General features: G+C 62.5%; 16 protein-coding genes. 13 read left to right on the top strand and 3 right to left on the bottom strand.

Features of this window, described 5'->3' with window-relative positions; translation table 11 throughout:
• The first annotated feature begins 2 nt into the window (after positions 1 to 2).
• The 8 genes from AB7951_RS05760 to AB7951_RS05795 all read left to right on the top strand — a co-directional run bounded on the left by AB7951_RS05760 (position 3) and on the right by AB7951_RS05795 (position 6,450).
• Complete coding sequence (locus AB7951_RS05760; RefSeq protein WP_441255713.1) at positions 3 to 1,109, top strand: carbon-phosphorus lyase complex subunit PhnI; 1,107 nt, start codon at positions 3 to 5, stop codon at positions 1,107 to 1,109.
• Positions 1,106 to 1,990, top strand: a complete 885-nt coding sequence (locus AB7951_RS05765; protein WP_120291670.1) for an alpha-D-ribose 1-methylphosphonate 5-phosphate C-P-lyase PhnJ — start codon at positions 1,106 to 1,108, stop codon at positions 1,988 to 1,990. Before AB7951_RS05760 ends, AB7951_RS05765 begins: the two co-directional genes overlap by 4 nt.
• On the top strand, positions 1,983 to 2,807 hold the full coding sequence (gene phnK, locus AB7951_RS05770) for a phosphonate C-P lyase system protein PhnK (RefSeq protein ID WP_120291668.1): 825 nt from the start codon (positions 1,983 to 1,985) through the stop codon (positions 2,805 to 2,807). The genes AB7951_RS05765 and phnK overlap by 8 nt, the downstream gene beginning before the upstream one ends.
• 7 nt (positions 2,808 to 2,814) lie before the next feature.
• Positions 2,815 to 3,513: a phosphonate C-P lyase system protein PhnL gene (phnL, locus tag AB7951_RS05775; protein ID WP_120291666.1), complete on the top strand. Its 699-nt coding sequence runs from the start codon at positions 2,815 to 2,817 to the stop codon at positions 3,511 to 3,513.
• 11 nt (positions 3,514 to 3,524) lie between these two features.
• Positions 3,525 to 4,679, top strand: coding sequence for an alpha-D-ribose 1-methylphosphonate 5-triphosphate diphosphatase (locus tag AB7951_RS05780; protein ID WP_120291664.1), 1,155 nt, complete (start codon positions 3,525 to 3,527; stop codon positions 4,677 to 4,679).
• Positions 4,676 to 5,254: a phosphonate metabolism protein/1,5-bisphosphokinase (PRPP-forming) PhnN gene (gene phnN, locus AB7951_RS05785; protein ID WP_120291662.1), complete on the top strand. Its 579-nt coding sequence runs from the start codon at positions 4,676 to 4,678 to the stop codon at positions 5,252 to 5,254. The genes AB7951_RS05780 and phnN overlap by 4 nt, the downstream gene beginning before the upstream one ends.
• 23 nt (positions 5,255 to 5,277) lie before the next feature.
• A complete protein-coding gene (locus AB7951_RS05790; protein ID WP_093756773.1) occupies positions 5,278 to 5,898 on the top strand; it encodes a pyridoxamine 5'-phosphate oxidase family protein in 621 nt (206 codons plus the stop codon).
• Positions 5,899 to 6,150: 252 nt separating this feature from the next.
• On the top strand, positions 6,151 to 6,450 hold the full coding sequence (locus AB7951_RS05795) for an HU family DNA-binding protein (RefSeq protein ID WP_068735221.1): 300 nt from the start codon (positions 6,151 to 6,153) through the stop codon (positions 6,448 to 6,450).
• A 277-nt stretch (positions 6,451 to 6,727) separates the two neighbouring features.
• Here the strand turns inward: AB7951_RS05795 and AB7951_RS05800 are convergent, their stop codons facing one another.
• The 3 genes from AB7951_RS05800 to AB7951_RS05810 form a co-directional block, all read right to left on the bottom strand.
• A complete protein-coding gene (locus AB7951_RS05800; RefSeq protein WP_089265362.1) occupies positions 6,728 to 7,075 on the bottom strand; it encodes a 5-carboxymethyl-2-hydroxymuconate Delta-isomerase in 348 nt (115 codons plus the stop codon).
• Positions 7,076 to 7,219: 144 nt separating this feature from the next.
• Entirely contained in the window at positions 7,220 to 8,005 is a 786-nt protein-coding gene (locus AB7951_RS05805) for an IclR family transcriptional regulator domain-containing protein (protein ID WP_120291660.1), read from the bottom strand.
• A 16-nt stretch (positions 8,006 to 8,021) separates the two neighbouring features.
• Positions 8,022 to 9,242 (bottom strand): FAD-dependent oxidoreductase, encoded by a 1,221-nt coding sequence (locus tag AB7951_RS05810; RefSeq protein WP_120291658.1) that lies wholly within the window; start codon positions 9,240 to 9,242, stop codon positions 8,022 to 8,024.
• Between the two features lie 243 nt (positions 9,243 to 9,485).
• On the opposite strand from AB7951_RS05810, the gene AB7951_RS05815 reads away from it, so the two are divergent.
• From AB7951_RS05815 to AB7951_RS05835, 5 genes are all read left to right on the top strand, one after another.
• Complete coding sequence (locus tag AB7951_RS05815) at positions 9,486 to 11,186, top strand: amidohydrolase (RefSeq protein ID WP_120291656.1); 1,701 nt, start codon at positions 9,486 to 9,488, stop codon at positions 11,184 to 11,186.
• Between the two features lie 36 nt (positions 11,187 to 11,222).
• On the top strand, positions 11,223 to 12,590 hold the full coding sequence (locus tag AB7951_RS05820; RefSeq protein ID WP_120291654.1) for an aromatic ring-hydroxylating dioxygenase subunit alpha: 1,368 nt from the start codon (positions 11,223 to 11,225) through the stop codon (positions 12,588 to 12,590).
• 31 nt (positions 12,591 to 12,621) lie between these two features.
• Positions 12,622 to 14,058, top strand: coding sequence for a glutamine synthetase family protein (locus AB7951_RS05825; RefSeq protein WP_120291652.1), 1,437 nt, complete (start codon positions 12,622 to 12,624; stop codon positions 14,056 to 14,058).
• Between the two features lie 108 nt (positions 14,059 to 14,166).
• A complete protein-coding gene (locus tag AB7951_RS05830; RefSeq protein ID WP_120291650.1) occupies positions 14,167 to 15,342 on the top strand; it encodes an ABC transporter substrate-binding protein in 1,176 nt (391 codons plus the stop codon).
• Between the two features lie 175 nt (positions 15,343 to 15,517).
• The gene (locus AB7951_RS05835) at positions 15,518 to 17,152 is read left to right on the top strand and encodes an amidohydrolase (protein ID WP_120291648.1); all 1,635 of its coding nucleotides are present in this window, start codon (positions 15,518 to 15,520) and stop codon (positions 17,150 to 17,152) included.
• The last annotated feature ends 3 nt before the right edge of the window (positions 17,153 to 17,155 follow it).

The following is a 17,155-nucleotide window of genomic DNA, read 5'->3' on the forward strand; positions in this document are numbered from 1 at the left end:
GCATGTATGTCGCCGTCAAGGGTGGCGAACGCGCCATCGAGAATGCGCATCGTCTGCTGGCCCATGAGCGCCGGGGTGATCGCGCTGTGCCGGAAGTGTCGCTGGCGCAGATCTCCAATCAGCTCGGCCTCGCCGTCGATCGCGTGATGACCGAAGGCTCGCTCTATGACCGCGAGCTCGCGGCGCTGGCCATCAAGCAGGCACGCGGCGACATGATCGAGGCGATCTTCCTGCTGCGCGCCTTCCGCGCGACGCTGCCGCGGTTCGGTTCGAGTGAACCCGTCGATACGTCGCAGATGCAGGTGCGTCGCCGCGTCTCCTCGACCTTCAAGGACATGCCGGGCGGCCAGGTGCTCGGCCCGACCTTCGACTATACGCATCGTCTGCTCGATCCGGTGCTGACCGGCGAATCCTCGCCCGAGCAGCCGGCCATGACCGATGCAGAGCCGGGTGTGATGCCGCGCGTCACCGATATTCTTGGCCGCGACGGCCTGATTGAAACGTCGCTCATCGAAGATCCCGAGAAGCCGGTCGGCGATCTCACGCGCGATGCGCTGAGCTTCCCGGCAGACCGCGATCTGCGGCTGCAGAATCTCGCGCGGGCCGATGAAGGCTTTCTTCTGTCGCTTGGTTACTCGTCGCAGCGCGGTTACGGCCGTAACCATCCTTTTGCCGGTGAAATCCGCCTCGGCGAGGTCGAGGTTGAATTCATGGCCGAGGATGTTGGCTTCGCGGTGCCGCTGGGATCGATCACGCTGACCGAATGCCAGATGGTCAATCAGTTCAAGGGCTCGGATACCGAGGCGCCTTGCTTTACCCGCGGTTACGGTCTCGCCTTCGGCCAGAGTGAACGCAAGGTGATGTCGATGGCACTGGTTGATCGCACGCTGCGTGCACGCGAACTCGGCGAGGACATCAAGGCGCCGGCGCAGGACGAGGAATTCGTCATGTCGCATTCCGACAATGTGCAGGCGACCGGCTTCGTCGAGCATCTGAAGCTGCCGCATTATGTCGACTTCCAGTCCGAGCTCGGCTTGCTCCGCAAGCTGCGCAAGGAATTCGCCGACGCCAACGATACGCCCGTCGCTCTTCAGGAGGCCGCGGAATGAACGCGCCGACATATAACTTCGCCTATCTGGACGAGCAGACCAAGCGAATGATCCGCCGCGCCATTCTCAAGGCGATCGCGATCCCCGGCTATCAGGTGCCGTTCGCCAGCAGGGAAATGCCGATGCCCTATGGCTGGGGCACCGGCGGCGTGCAGGTCACGGCGGCGATTCTCGGCCCCGTCGACAAGCTCAAGGTGATCGACCAGGGCTCTGACGACACCACCAACGCGATCTCGATCCGTAAATTCTTCGAGAAAACTGCCGGCGTTGCCGTGACCACGAGCACGGGCGATGCGACTGTGATCCAGACACGGCATCGCATTCCCGAAGCGACGCTGCAGGCGCATCAGGTGCTGGTCTATCAGGTGCCGATCCCCGAGCCGCTGCGCTTCCTCGAGCCACGCGAGACAGAGACGCGGCGTATGCATGCGCTCGCCGAATACGGCTTGATGCATGTAAAGCTGTATGAAGACATCGCGCGCTTCGGCCATATCGCCACGTCCTATGCCTATCCGGTGAAGGTCAATGCGCGTTACGTGATGGACCCGTCGCCGACGCCGAAATTCGACAATCCGAAGATGGACAATTGCGCGGCGCTGCAGCTGTTCGGTGCGGGCCGCGAGAAGCGGATCTATGCGATCCCGCCTTACACATCGGTGGTGTCGCTGGATTTCGAGGATCATCCATTCGAGCCCTACAAGCACAAGGCCTGCTGCGCTTTGTGCAACGCCGAGGATAGCTATCTCGACGAGATCGTTACCGACGACAAGGGCAGCCGGATGTTCGTCTGCTCTGACACCGATTATTGCGAAACGCGGCAATCACAGGGGCATCGCGGCAGCGAGAATGCTGCGCCCTATGCGGAGAACGCAAATGCTTGATGTGACAGCGAATTCAACTCAACGCGCCGCGCCTGTGCCTGCCAGTGACGAGCCGTTGCTCGTTGCGGCAAACCTGGGAAAATCTTATGGCCGTCTTGCGGCATGCCGCGACGTGTCCTTCGAACTCTATTCCGGCGAGGTGCTGGCTATCGTCGGCGAGTCCGGGTCAGGCAAATCGACACTGCTGCAGATTCTCTCCGCCCAGTTAGCGCCGACCACCGGCAGCGTCTCCTACCGGATGCGCGACGGCGTGACCCGCGATCTCGCGGCGATGGGCGAAGCCGAGCGCCGCTTCCTGTTTCGCACCGACTGGGGTTTTGTCCATCAGGATCCGGCGATGGGGCTGCGCATGGCGGTTTCCGCCGGCGCCAATGTCGGTGAGCGACTGATGGCCGTCGGCCAGAACCACTATGGCAAGATTCGCGACACCGCGACCTCGTGGCTCGAGCGCGTCGAAATTTCCGCTGATCGTATCGACGATGCGCCGCGGACCTATTCCGGCGGCATGCGGCAGCGGCTGCAGATCGCGCGCAACCTCGTTACCGAACCGCGTCTCGTCTTCATGGACGAACCGACTGGTGGCCTCGACGTCTCGGTGCAGGCGCGTTTGCTGGACATGATGCGCACGCTGGTCTCCGAGCTTGGTCTGTCGGCCATCGTCGTGACGCATGATCTCGCAGTGGCGCGGTTGCTGTCACATCGCGTGATGGTGATGCAGGGTGGTCGCGTGATCGAGACGGGGCTCACCGATCAGGTGCTTGACGATCCCCGCGAGCCCTATACGCAACTGCTCGTTTCCTCGATCCTGCCGGCGTGAGGTCAACATGATTCCGATGATCGATATCCGCAACGCCGAAAAGACCTTCGTGATGCACCTGCAGGACGGCATTCGCCTGCCGGTGGTGCGCAACGTCTCGTTCCATGTGGCACCCGGCGAATGCGTCGTGCTGTCCGGTCCGTCGGGGGCCGGCAAGTCGTCGATCCTGAAGATGATCTTCGGCAACTATCGCTGCGACGGCGGCACCATCGGAGTGCGCCACAACGGTGATGTCATCGATATCGCCACCGCCGAGCCGCGCGAGATCCTGGGTGTGCGCCGCGACACCATCGGCTATGTCAGCCAGTTCCTGCGCGCGGTGCCGCGTGTGGCCGCGATCGATGTCGTGGCCGAGCCGCTGCTCGCTGCCGGCGTAACGCGTGAGGAGGCGCGTGCGCGTGCGGGGGCGTTGCTTAAACGTCTCAACATTCCCGAGCGGCTGTGGAAGCTGCCGCCCTCGACCTTTTCCGGCGGTGAGCAGCAACGCGTGAATATCGCGCGTGGCTTTATCTCCGATCTGCCGATCCTGTTGCTGGACGAACCGACCGCGTCGCTCGATGCCGCCAACCGAGCCGTGGTCGTTGAACTGGTCGCCGAGAAGAAACGTGCCGGCGTCGCCATGGTTGCCATTGTGCATGACGACGAAGTGCGGCACTTGATCGCCGACCGGCTGGTGGACGTCGCATCCTTCGCCGCTGCTGCCTGAGAAAGAGAACCATGACCGCATCATCGACCGAAACCGTCATCGGCAACGCCAGGATCGTTCTTGCCGACCGCGTGATCGACAAGGGCTGGATTGCCTTCGCTGGTGGACGCATCGCCGAATTCGGCGAGGGTGATGCGCCACGCGGTAGCGACGATGTGCGCGGCGACCTGATCATGCCGGGTCTAGTCGAACTGCATACCGATCATCTCGAAGCGCATTTCATGCCGCGGCCGAAGGTGTTCTGGGATCCCATCGCTGCCGTCGTCTCCTATGACGGTCAACTTGCCACGTCCGGCATCACCACGGTGCTCGACTCGGTGCGGGTCGGCTGCGAGGACTCAAGCCAGGGCATCGACAGCTACGCCGGCCTGCTGGTGGATTCGATTGCCTCTGCCGGCGAAGCCAGTCTCCTGCGGGTCGATCACTTCCTGCACCTGCGCTGTGAGATTCCGATGCCAACCGTGGTCGAGGAAGCGAAGGCGCTCTTGGCGAAGCCGAACGTTCGGCTGATGTCGCTGATGGACCACACGCCCGGCCAGCGCCAGTTCCGCGACGAGGAGAAGCTGCGTACCTATTATCGCGGCAAGGGCGGCAAGTCCGATGCCGAGCTCGATGTGATGTTCGCGCAACGCCTGGCTTGCCAGCAGCAATATGCGGCAGGCAATATGCGGGCGATCGTGGCGCTGGCTCACGAGCGCAATATTCCGCTGGCGAGCCATGACGACACCACGGAAGACAACGTGACCGAAGCCGTTGGAGACAAGGTCTCGGTGGCCGAATTCCCGACGACGCTGGAGGCGGCCCAAGGCCTGCACAAGGCTGGCATCGGCATCCTGATGGGAGCGCCGAATGTCGTCCGCAACGGCTCGCATTCCGGCAATATCGCGGCGATCGATCTCGCCCGCGAAGGCATGCTGGATATTCTGTCGTCGGACTATGTGCCGTCGAGCCTTCTGATGGGAGCCCTGCAGCTCTCGAGCAAGGTATCCTCGATAGATCTGGCAAGCGCGATCCGCACCGTGACCAAGCGGCCCGCGGAAGCCGTTGGGCTCATGGACCGCGGCGAGATTGCGGTCGGCAAGCGCGCCGACGTGATCCGCGTCCATGTGGCGCATGAGGTACCGGTGGTGCGCAATGTCTGGCGCGAAGGACATCGGGTGGCATGACCGACACCGCGGCGATATCCGAAGCGCAAGCAGGCCGGATCGGCCCCGGCCGGTTGGTGCTGGTGGTCGGCCCGTCGGGTGCCGGCAAGGATACGCTGATCGGTCTGGCGCAGGCCGCCTGCGCGGATGACGACAATGTGGTGTTCACGCGCCGCGTGGTGACGCGCGAGGCGTCGGAATTCGAGAATAATGCGCAGGTCACGCCGGAGGCGTTCCGTCAGGCACAGGCCAGCGGCGCCTTCGCCGTCCACTGGGAAGCGCATGGTCTTTCTTATGCACTTCCGCGCTCGATCGATGATGCGCTTCGCGCCGGCCGCAATGTCGTTGCCAATATCTCACGGACGGTGATCCCGGCGCTACGTGCCGCTTATGAAGATGTCGTCGTAGTGTCGATCACGGCGCCGCCGGAAGTGCTTGCGGCGCGACTTGCGGCGCGGGGACGCTCAAGCGATGGGCCGATCGGCGATCGGCTCAAGCGCAGCGTCGAGACATCAGGTGCGGACGTCACGATCAACAATATTGGTGTCGCGGAAGATCATGCGGATGACCTGATACGGGTCATCAGGGGTCAATAGATACGGCGGAGGGCAGTGCGGCCATGTCGGTGATCGAAACCATCGAGCAGCTCGAAGAGATCTACGGCCGTTTCGATGACATCGGCGAAGCATCCACCGCCAAGGTCGCGGACTGTGTAACGGCGCAATATCGCCGGCTGATCGAGGTCTCGCCCTTCGCCGCTCTGGCGACCACTGGCCCGGAGGGGCTGGATTGCTCACCACGCGGCGACAAACCGGGCTTCGTCCGGATCCATGACGAGCGCACCTTGATGATGCCGGACCGCCGCGGCAACAATCGCGTGGACTCTCTGCGCAACATCGTGCGCGATCCCAAGATCGCGCTGCTGTTCCTGATCCCCGGTGCCGGCACCACGCTCCGCATCAACGGGACGGCGCATCTCTCAACGGACCCGGACCTGCTGGCGTCCTTCGCCGTGGAGGAGAAGGCGCCCCGTACGGTGATCGTGATGACGGTCGGGGAGATTTATTTCCAATGCGCCCGCGCCATCGTGCGGTCCGATCTCTGGAACCCTGACAAACGCGTCGACCCGAAGACTCTGCCGACGCCCGGCGAGATCCTGGCGGAGATGAGCGAGCGCCGGGTCGGCGGTCCGGAATACGATCGGCAATGGCCGGAAAGGGCGCGCCAGACCATGTGGTGAGGGGGCGAATCTGGGGGTGATTTTTGCAGTGCGTTTCTGTCGCCTGCCGCGACTCCGTAGGCCCCTTAATCTAAGTATTTTGCGCTTGCGAGGGTCCTGAAACCCTGCCGTACAAGTCGAATCGGGGTTTGATGGTCAAAAAACATCATTTTTCCCGGCAAAATCTGTGAAAATTTCATTGAGCACGGGTTTTTTCCCGTAATTCCTCATAGTGTCTGTCTCACCGAATCACGGCAAACCAAAAGGTGCAAAATGGCAGACCAAATGACGAAGTCGCAGCTCATCGAGAAAATCGCTGAGACCACTGAGCTCTCGAAGAAGGACGTCAAGGGCGTTATCGAGACCATGGCGACCCTCGGCTATAAAGAGCTGAAGAAGAGCGGCGTGTTCCTCGTTCCCGGCTTCGCCAAGTTCGTCGTCATCAAGAAGCCCGCCACCAAGGCACGCAAGGGCACCAATCCCTTCACCGGCGAAGCAATGACCTTCAAGGCCAAGCCGGCCCGCAAGATCGTGCGCGCCCGCCCGGTTAAGGCTGCGAAGGACGCGGTCTAAGCGGACCCCCGGCGCGGTCGCCCATGAGGTGACCGCAGCCGACCAGAATTGAGGACGGCGCGGTATTCCCTGGGGATGCCGCGCCGTTTTCGTTTTGGGGGAGTGCCTTACCTCTCCCCGCTTGCGGGGAGAGGTCGACTGCAACGCGCGAAGCGCGTGGAAGTCGGGTGAGGGGGCTCTCCATTCGCTCCGCGCCTGCGGAGGCTCCCCCTCATCCGTCGTCGCTTCGCGACGCCACCTTCTCCCCGCAGGCGGGGAGAAGGCAGTTAGCGCGGCTCTAATCGTTCACGCGCTTCTTGTAGGCGACCGCGTCCATATCCCTGATATCGACGCTGAGGCTTTTGGTATGCGGCAGCAGCAAAACCATTGCCGCGCGCAACGCCTCGCTCACGGCGACTTTCTGCTCGGGTGTGCGGCCCTCCAGCATGGAGACCGACAGGTGGCAAAAGCCTTCGGCCCGGCCGGCCATCAGGTGATGCGCATACGGGATCGCGCGCACCTTGATGTCGGCGGCCTTCATTACCCCGGTGGCGGCGCCGGCATTGTGCAACGCCTGCATCAGGCTGGCGATGTCGAGCGCGTCGCCATGGCCGTCGGTGGAATGTTCGATGACGATATGGGGCATGAGACGACAATTCCTGGTGCGTGTTTCAATCTCGGACCTCATGGTGAGGAGGCGCCACTTGGCGCCGTCTCGAACCATGAGTGTAGGGCTCCTCATCCTTCGAGACGCGGCCAAGTGGCCGCTCCTCAGGATGAGGGGACAGCGTTAAAGAAGCAGCGGCTTCACCGAATCCGCGGCATCGCGCAGCAGCGGCAGGAAGCGATCGATCATTTCCCCGGTCGAGACCCGGTCGACATGGGCGCCCATATTGATGGCCGCGACGATGGCGCCATCGTAGCGCCGCACGGGTACGGAGATCGAGCGGAAGCCCGGTTCGGCCTCGCGGTCGACCAGCGAATAGCCTTTCTCGCGGTCGGTGATGATGGTGGCCTTCAGCAGTTCCTTGTCGGTCACCGTGAAGGGAGTCATTGCCACGAGGTCCATGGCATGCAGCGTTGCGGTGAGGTCGTCGTTGGAATACTTGCCCAACATGGCGCGGCCCACCGACGAGCAGAAGGCGGGCAGCCGATAGCCGAGATCGATGCCGGCAGAGAACACGCGCGCCGGGCTGGCGCGCGCGACGAAGATCACCTCGTGGCCCTCGAGCACGGCGAGTGAAGAAATCTCCTGCGCGTCGCTGGAAATGCTATCGAGCACGGGTTGCAGGATGGTGACGACCTGATTGGACGTCATGTAAGAACCAGCCAGCGCCAGGACGCGCGGCGACAGCGCGAACAGCTTGCCGTCGCTGGTCACATAGCCTTTGCGTTCCAGCGTAAACAGGATGCGGCGCGCAGTGGCACGCGGCAGCTCGGCGGCCTTGGCGACGTCGCTCAGCGTCATCGGGCGCGAATGCGCGCCGAACAGTTCGAACACCCGCAACCCCCGATCGAGGCTCTCGATGAAGTCGGTATTGCCGCGTTCGTCGTCGGGGCGCTTGATCTTGGGCATGAGCCGTGGGTCCGCCCTATTTGCCTGCTTCGAATTTTTTCAGATCAAATGACAGATCGGCGGCCTGTTCTGGTGTTGGCGAAAGTGACGCGGTGATCAGGCGGCGTGCGATCATCTGGTCGCCGGGCCGGTTGATACTGTCGACGGCGGTGAGCTTGCCGTCGCGATAATAAAACACCGAGAACTTGCCATCATCCATCGACCCGCGGATCACCGCGCTGTCGGTCGGCGCAGAGAGGCCGACGATCTGCAGCTTGGCGTCATATTGATCCGACCAGAAACGCGGCACTGCGTCATAGGCTTCGGGTCTGCCGGCGATCATCGCGCCCACAGCCTTGCCCTGATCGGTGGCGTTCTGCACGGCCTCCAGCCGCACGCGGCGGCCGGCGAAGCCGTTGTGGTGATTGCTGACGTCACCGGCGGCATAGATGTTTGGCGCGCTGGTCAGGCCATGTTCGTCGACATCGATGCCATTGGTGCAGGTGATATCCGCCTGCGCGGCCAGCTCGTCATTGGCGATGCCGCCAATGCCGGCGACGATCAGGTCGGCGCGCACCCGCAGGCCGCTGGAGCAGACGACCTCATGCACGGCGCTGTTGCCTTCGATGGCAATGACGGATTCGTTGAAGCGGATGTCGAGGCCATGGGAGCGATGGCTATCCAGAAGGAATTGCGAGATCAGCGGCGATACCGCGCGCTCCAGCAGGCGCGACTGCGCCTCGATCAGCGTCACCTTCTTGCCGGTCTTGGCAGCAGTCGATGCCACTTCGAGGCCGATGAAGCCGCCGCCGACGATGACGACGTCGTTGGCTGCTTCGAGCCGCGGCTTGAGATGCAGCGCGTCATCGAGGGTGCGCAGATAGACGATGCCGTCGCGCTCATGGCCGGGCACGCTGAGGCGCCGCGCGCGTGAGCCGGTGGCGATGACGAGCTGATCGAAAGGCAGGCTGTCGCCGCCGTCCAGTGCGATCCGGCCGGCTGCACGATCGAGCCCGATGGCGCGATGGCCCAACACCAGTTCGATACCCTGGGTCTTGAAATAGTCCTCGCCGCGGAGGAAAAGACTGTTGTGCGCCACATCGCCGGACAGGAATGCCTTCGACAATGGTGGGCGCTGATACGGCAGATGGATTTCATCGGCGACGATGCGGATCGGCGCCTGATAGCCCTTCTCGCGCGCGCTGATGCCGGCCTGGACGCCCGCGTAAGAGGCGCCGATGATCACGAGGCCGCTCACGAGCGCGCTCCCTGGGTCCGATCCACACGCAAATTCAAAGTCTTCGACATCATCAGCTCCTGAATTGCGTCCGTATATTGAACAAGTGTTCGTTCTGCGCAAGGTGATGCTTTAGGCGTGAATTGCTGCATATGCTCAGTGACGCGGCAAATCCTGCTGCAAAATTCTGCTTGCCTGGAATTAGTCTAACGATAATATTCGCACATTCGTTCGTCTATTGAACATTGTTGATGGAGCGGCGAGATGCATCTGGGTGCGAAATGTCTGATTGCAGGAGCCATTGCAATTAGCGCCTCCGTCTTGCCGGCGGTGGCGCAGCAATCTGACCCGAACGCGCCCCAGGTCGTCCTGACGGGCGGCAAGATCCTCACCCTCGACGGCCAATCGACGATCGCGCAAGCGCTGGCCATCCGCGACGGCAAGATCCTCGCGGTCGGCAGTGACGCCGCGATCAAGCCGCTGGCCGGTCCGCAGACCCGGGTCATCGATCTCGCCGGCAAGTCGGTTGTCCCCGGCCTGATCGACACCCACGCGCATTTCAAGGCGGCCGGGCTCGGCGACTATGTGGTCAATCTCGGCGGCGCCAAGGACGTGGCCGGCGCGCTCGATCTCATTCGGGCGTTCGTTGCGAAGAAGCAGCCCGGCGCGTGGATCACGACCGGCGGCTGGCATCCGCCGTCGCAGCTGGCGGAAAAGCGCTACCTGACCCGCCAGGAACTCGATAGCGTGTCCCCCAACAATCCGGTCTATCTGCGGACCGTCGGTCATTTTTCGATGGCCAATTCGCTGGCGTTGCAGAAGGCGGGCATCAGCAAGAGCACGCCGGATCCAGCCGGCGGCGCGTTCGAGCGGGACGCGAGCGGCGACATCAATGGCGTGCTCGTCGAGACGGCGATCCCGCTGGTCGAGAACATCGTGCCGCCCTACACCGAAGACGAGGAGTTGCGGCAATATCGTCTCGCCGAGGCCGCGCTCAACCGCCTCGGTATCACCAGCGTCGTCGAGGGCGCGACAAGCGCGCGCGACACGCAGATCCTGCAAAAGCTCGCTCTGGCCGGCGATGCGACAGTGCGGGTCGGAACGATGTTTCGACCGGAGCCGCCCGCGGACTCCGCCGGTTGGGACGCCATCATGAGCGGCAACGGCGCCACGTCGGGCTTCGGCGACGATTGGCTGAAGCTCGGCGGCATCAAGATTTTCTACGACGGCGGCATGACCCTGAAGACGGCCATGATGCGCGAGGCCTATCCGGACTCGCATGACGATTATCATGGGATCGCGCAGGTCACGCCCGAGCGGCTGAAGCAGCTGGTGTCGATCGCCAACCTTCGCGGCTGGCGGGTCGGCGTTCATGTCGTCGGCGACCTCGGCGTCGATCAGGTGCTGGATGCGTTCGAAGCCGCCGACAAGGAAAAGTCGATCAAGGATCGCCGCTTCGTTTTGATCCATGCCAGCCTGATCCGCCCCGAACAGATGGAGCGGGCACGCCGCGTCGGGGCGCGGATCGATTTCCAGAACGCCTTCATGTGGGACAAGGCGGCGACGGTCGCGCGTTTCCTCGGCAGGCCGACCGCGGATCGTGCGGTCCCGACGCGCACTTTGATCGAGAAAATGGGACTGGAGAATCTCGGCGCCGGCACCGATTTCCCGGTCAATCCGCTGAACCCGTTCCTCACGATGTATATCATGGTGACGCGGAAGGACCCGGCTGGCCAGGTCTACGGCGCATCCGAAGCGATCGGGCGCGAACAGGCGCTTCGCCTCTATACTAGCGCGGCATCGCGCTACATGTTTGAGGAAACGCGGAAGGGGACGCTGGAGGCCGGCAAGCTGGCCGACCTCGTGGTGCTCTCCGCCGACTTCATGACGGTGCCGGACGACCAGATCAAGGACATCACCGCCGATATGACGATGGTCGGCGGCAAGATTGTATTTCAGCGATAAGCGGCGCATCGCCAGAGTTATAAAGGACATTTTGCCATGATGAGCCAAGAGCAGAACGATCTGATCACTCGCATCGGGCCCAAGGCGCCGGCGGGCAAGCTGATGCGCCAGTACTGGCAGCCGGCGGCACTGGTCGATGAGCTCGAAGGGGATCGTCCGATCCGTCCGGTCAAATTGCTCGGCGAAGATTTTGTCCTGTTCCGCGACGAGCAGGGCCGCTACGGCCTTTTGGATCGCGACTGCCCGCATCGCGGCGCAGATCTGGCGTTCGGCCGTCTCGAAGGCGGCGGCGTGCGCTGCGCGTTTCACGGCTGGCTGTTCGACGTCGAGGGCAAGTGCCTGGAGACGCCGGCCGAGCCGAAGACCTCCAAGCTCTGCGCCGGCATCAAGCAGCGGGCTTATCCCGTGGTCGAGAAGGGCGGCATTCTCTGGGCTTATCTGGGCGAGGGCGAGCCGCCGGCATTCCCCGAGCTCGACTGCTTCGCCGCACCCGGCCAATATACCTTCGCCTTCAAGGGCCTGTTCGAATGCAACTGGCTGCAGGCGCTGGAAGTCGGCATCGATCCCGCCCATGCGTCGTTCCTGCATCGCTTCTTCGAGGACGAAGACGTCAAGGCTTCCTACGGCAAGCAGTTCCGCGGTGCGTCCGCCGGCACCGAACTGCCGATGACCAAGATCCTGCGCGAATATGATCGCCCGATCATAAACGTCGAATCGACCGAATACGGCCTGCGCCTGATTGCGCTGCGCGAGCTCGACGAGGAGCGTACCCATGTGCGCGTCACCAACCAGCTCTTCCCGCATGGCTTCGTCATCCCCATGAGCACGGAAATGACGATCACCCAGTGGCATGTGCCGGTGGATGACGAGAACTGCTATTGGTATGCGATCTTCACCAGCTACACGACGCCGGTCGACAAGAAGAAGATGACCGACCAGCGGCTCGAACTTTACGAGCTGCCGAACTACACCTCGCGCAAGAACAAGACCAACGACTACGGCTTCAATCCGCACGAGCAGAAGCACGAGACCTATACCGGCATGGGCGCCGACATCAACGTTCACGACCAGTGGGCGGTAGAGTCGATGGGCAAGATCCAGGATCGTACCCGTGAGCATCTTGGCTCCAGCGACAAGGCGATCATCGCCTATCGCAAGCTGCTGCGTGCGGAGATCGAGAAGGTTGCCGGTGGCCAGAGGCCGATGATGTCTCTCGATGCGGACACCGCACGCAGCATTCAGGGCCCGGGCACCATGGATGGCATCGGGCCGACCAAGGGCTGGGAAACCTACTGGATGGAAGTCGACGTCGCCCGTCGTCGCGGTGCGCCATGGATGGCAGCCGCTCCGGCCGATCAGACCGAGCCGGGGTCCAATGTCATCCACCTGCCGGCGGCAGAGTGAAGATCGATCAGAACAGCCGCGGGAGAGTGCGTTGAGTTTCGTTGAACGTCACGGTTTGTGGTCCGCGGAGCAAAAGGAAGCAGCCGTCCGGCTGCGCAGCATGGTCGAAGAGCACAAGCTCGAAGTGATCCGGCTGTCGTTTCCGGATCAGCACGGCATCCTGCGCGGCAAGACGCTGATCGCCAGCGAGGCATTGCGCTGTCTCGAAAGCGGCTGCTCGATCACCACGACCATGTTCGCCAAGGACACATCGCACAAGACGGTATTTCCGGTGTTCACCGCCGGTGGCGGTTTCGGCATTCCTGAAATGCAGGGCGCGGCCGACGTGTTGATGATCCCGGATCCGACCACGTTCCGGATCCTGCCATGGGCGCCGGAAACCGGCTGGGTGCTGTGCGACGTGCATTTCGCCGATGGCCGCCCGGTGCCGTTCGCGACGCGCAATCTCTACAAGAAGGTGCTCGGCGATCTCGGCAGCCGTGGTTACGATTTCGTCGCCGGTCTTGAAGTCGAATTTCATATCTTCAACGTCGAGAACAACCGCATGAAGCCGGAGGATGCCGGCCAGCCCGGCAATCCGCCGGAGGTCAGTCTTCTCTCGCACGGCTACAACTATCTCACCGAGCAGCGCTACGACCAGATGGAGCCGGTGCTCGAAATCATCCGGCGTGATGTGATCGCGCTTGGTCTCCCATTACGTTCGGTGGAGGTCGAATACGGCCCGAGCCAATGCGAATTCACTTTCGCGCCGACGGTGGGCCTGACGCCGGCCGACAGCATGGTGCTGTTTCGCAGCGCCGTGAAGCAGATCGCCCATCGCCACGGCTACCACGCCACGTTTATGTGCCGGCCGAAGATTCCGAACGTCGTGTCGTCTGGCTGGCATTTGCATCAGTCGATCGTATCGCGTGCAACCGGCGCAAACGCGTTCATGCCGACCGAGGGCACGCAGCCGCTGTCATCGTTCGGGCAGGGCTATCTCGCAGGGCTTCTTACGCATGCGCGCGCGGCAACCGTGTTCACGACACCGACCATCAACGGCTACAAGCGCTATCGCTCCTATTCGCTGGCGCCGGATCGGGCGATCTGGGGCCGCGACAATCGCGGCGCGATGCTCCGTGTGCTCGGCGGTGCCGGTGATTCCGCGACGCGTATCGAGAATCGCGTCGGCGAACCCGCCGCCAATCCATATCTCTATATGTCGTCGCAGATCCTCTCGGGTCTCGACGGCGTCGATCGCAAGCTCGATCCAGGGCCATCAGCCGATACGCCTTACGAGACCAATGCCGATCTGCTGCCAAAGTCGCTGCGCGAGGCAACCTTCGCGCTCAAGGAAGATCCTTTCTTCCGCGAGAAGATGGGCGCGACGATGGTTGACTATTATACGCATATCAAGAATGCCGAGATCGATCGCTTCCAGGCGGAAGTCTCCGACTGGGAGCAGCGCGAATATTTCGAGATGTTCTGACGCGTCATTTCGGCGCGCTCACGCCGGATCAAACGGGCCATCTCGGCACGTTTATTGAATACAGATTTGCCGAATCGTTTTCTTAACTTTCCAACGGGGACAATCGCAATGAACAGACGCAGCCAATCCATTCTTGCACTGGCCATTCTCGGCCTGATGACCGGCACGGCCTCCGCCGACACCATCAAGGTCGGCGTGATCGGCACCATGTCGGGCCCTTACGCGCTGTTTGGCAAGAACTTCAAGATGGGCATCGACGCCTGGGTCGCCGAGCATGGCACCAAAGCAGGCAAGCATGATGTCGAATTCATCTATCGCGATGAAGAGAGCCCGAATCCCGCCAAGTCAAAGGCGCTGGCGCAGGAGCTGCTGGTCAAGGACAAGGTGCAATACCTCGCTGGCGTCTATTTCACGCCGAACGCGATGGCCATCGCGCCGCTGCTGGAAGAATCCAAGACGCCGCTGATCGTGATGAATGCGGCGACCTCGTCGATCGTCGAGAAGAGCCCCTATATCGTCCGTACCTCCTTCACGATGTGGCAGAATACCGTGCCTGCCGCGAAAATTGCGTTGAAGAACGGCGCCAAGAAGGTGGCCATCGCGGTCAGCGATTACGGTCCGGGTGTCGATGCTGAAGCGGCATTCAAGAAGACGTTCGAAGGTGAGGGCGGCGCAGTGGTCGAAGCGGTTCGCATTCCGCTCGCCACCACCGACTTCAGCCCGATCATGCAGCGCATCAAGGATTCCGGCGCGGACACCATCTTCACCTTCCTGCCATCCGGCCCGCCGACGCTGGGTTTCGTCAAGGCCTATATCGACAACGGGTTGAAGGCAGGCGGCGTCAAGCTGATGTCGACTGGTGACGTCGTCACCGAGCCGGATCTGCCGAATATCGGCGATGCCGGCATCGGTATCCTCTCGACCTATCACTATTCGGTGTCGCACGACTCCAAAGAAAACGCGGCCTTCCTTGCCACCATCAAGAAGGGCGGCGGCAACCTCGACGAAGTCACCATGACGTCGGTCGCGGCCTATGACGGCGCGCGCCTGATCTACAAGATGATCGAGGCCACCGACGGCAAGCGCGATGCCGCCAAGGCGGTCGATGCCGTCAAGGACATGAAGTGGGTCAGCCCACGCGGTCCGGTGTCGATCGATCCCACCACGCGTCATATTCGCCAGAACGTCTATCTGCGCAGTGTGGAGAAGGTGGACGGCAAGCTGATCAACAAGGAGAGCCAGACCTTCGCCGATCAGCCGGACTGGGCACTGAGCGCGAAGTGACGGCAGAGCCGTCATTCCGGGGCGCGAGCGCCACTTGGCGATCGCGAACCCGGAATCTGGCGATGTTTATCACCACACCGGGATTCCGGGTCTGTCCTTCCGGCGGCTTTGCCGCCTACAAGACATCCCGGAATGACAGCCTCTTGATCGATCATCGCCGAAGATTTCCAACTTGATGACCAAGTCCGCTCCATCGCTTCTGCTCACCAACGCCCGCATCTATCGTTCTGCCTGGGATGAAGCCCCCGCGGACAGCATCGTCGTCAGCGATGGCAAGGTGGTCTGGATTGGTGCAGCGGATGTTGCGCCATCCGCCGACGAGACGATCGATCTCGCGGGCGCCACCGTCATTCCCGGCCTCACCGACGCGCATATTCATCTGTTCGCCATCGCCCATGCCCGACTGCAGGTGCCGGTGACGCCGCGCGATGCGCCCACCATATCCGATGTGCTTGATGTGCTGATTGTGCGTGCGCGCGCCATTCCCTGTGATAAATGGGTCTACGGCGCGGGTCTCGATGAGAATGGACTGGCCGAGCATCGGCTGCCGACACGGGCCGAGATCGACGTCGTCATTCCTGATCACCCGGTGCTGATCCGCCGCTTCTGCGGTCATGTCGCCATCGTCAACAGTGCCGCGCTGCGACTGCTGGGCATCGACGATGCTGCCGCCGACCCGGAAGGCGGTACGTTCGGGCGCTCCGAGGATGGTCGACTGGACGGCAGCGCCAAAGAAAGCGCAGCCGAACTGATATTCCGTGCTGCGCCGCCGATGGATCGCAATGAGCTCACCGCGGCTCTGCGCGCGACAATTGCCGATAGCGCCAGGTTAGGTCTTGTTGCTGCCGTAGAAGCCGCGGTCGGATTCACCGTCGGCTTCGATGATGAATTCGCGATCTGGAACGAGATCCGCGCAAATGGCGATGTGCTGCCAATGCGGCTCGGCTTCATGAATCAGCTCGATCCGGCTGAAGCGGCGGCGCGTTGGCTGGCGCCGACGCACGACGCCGACTGGCAGTCCATGACGCTGAAATATTTCGCCGATGGCATCGTCGGCGCGCGAACTTCGGCGGTGAGCGAGGATTTCTTCGATACGCCATCCCGCGGCATGTTCATGCGCGATGAAACCGAACTGCAGCGCGTGATCGCCGAGGCCCATGCGGACGGCTGGCAGGTCGCCGTTCATTGTACCGGCGATCGCGGAATCGACTGCATCATCGAAGCCTATGAGAAGGCGCAGGCAGCGTATCCCCGCGCCGATGCCCGGCATCGCATCGAACATTACTTCGTGCCACCCGCCGGTGGACTGGCACGGATGAAGGCATTGGGCGCGCTCGTCGTCACCCAGCCAAGTTTTCTCACCCGGATGCGGCGCTCGATTGCCGGCGCCTTCGGTCCGCGCGCCGATCGTTGCTATCCCGGCCGCTCCGTGATCGGCGCGGGTGTCACTTACATCGCAAGCTCAGATGCGCCGACCGGGTCGTGGTCTCCGTGGGATGGCATCGCCGATGCGGTGAGCCGCGCCTCGGACAGCGGTGTGCCGATCGGGCAGGGGGAAGCCATCAGCGTCCGCGAAGCCATTCACAGCTATACGGTCGGTGGCGCTATCGCAATGAGGCAGGAAGACTGGCGCGGCACGCTGATGCCGGGCATGGCGGCCGATCTGATCGCCCTTGATCGCGATCCCTTCGCCGCCGAGTGCCTCCCTCTGAAAGAGACGAAGGTGTTACTCACCATGGTGCGCGGCGCCGTCGTCCATGACGCCATGCCGCAGTTTCCGGAATGGCGCTCGGGCGCTGCTTCGGCATAGGAT

The organism is Tardiphaga sp. 285_C5_N1_2, from assembly GCF_052076065.1.
In the GTDB taxonomy this organism is placed as follows: domain Bacteria; phylum Pseudomonadota; class Alphaproteobacteria; order Rhizobiales; family Xanthobacteraceae; genus Tardiphaga; species Tardiphaga robiniae.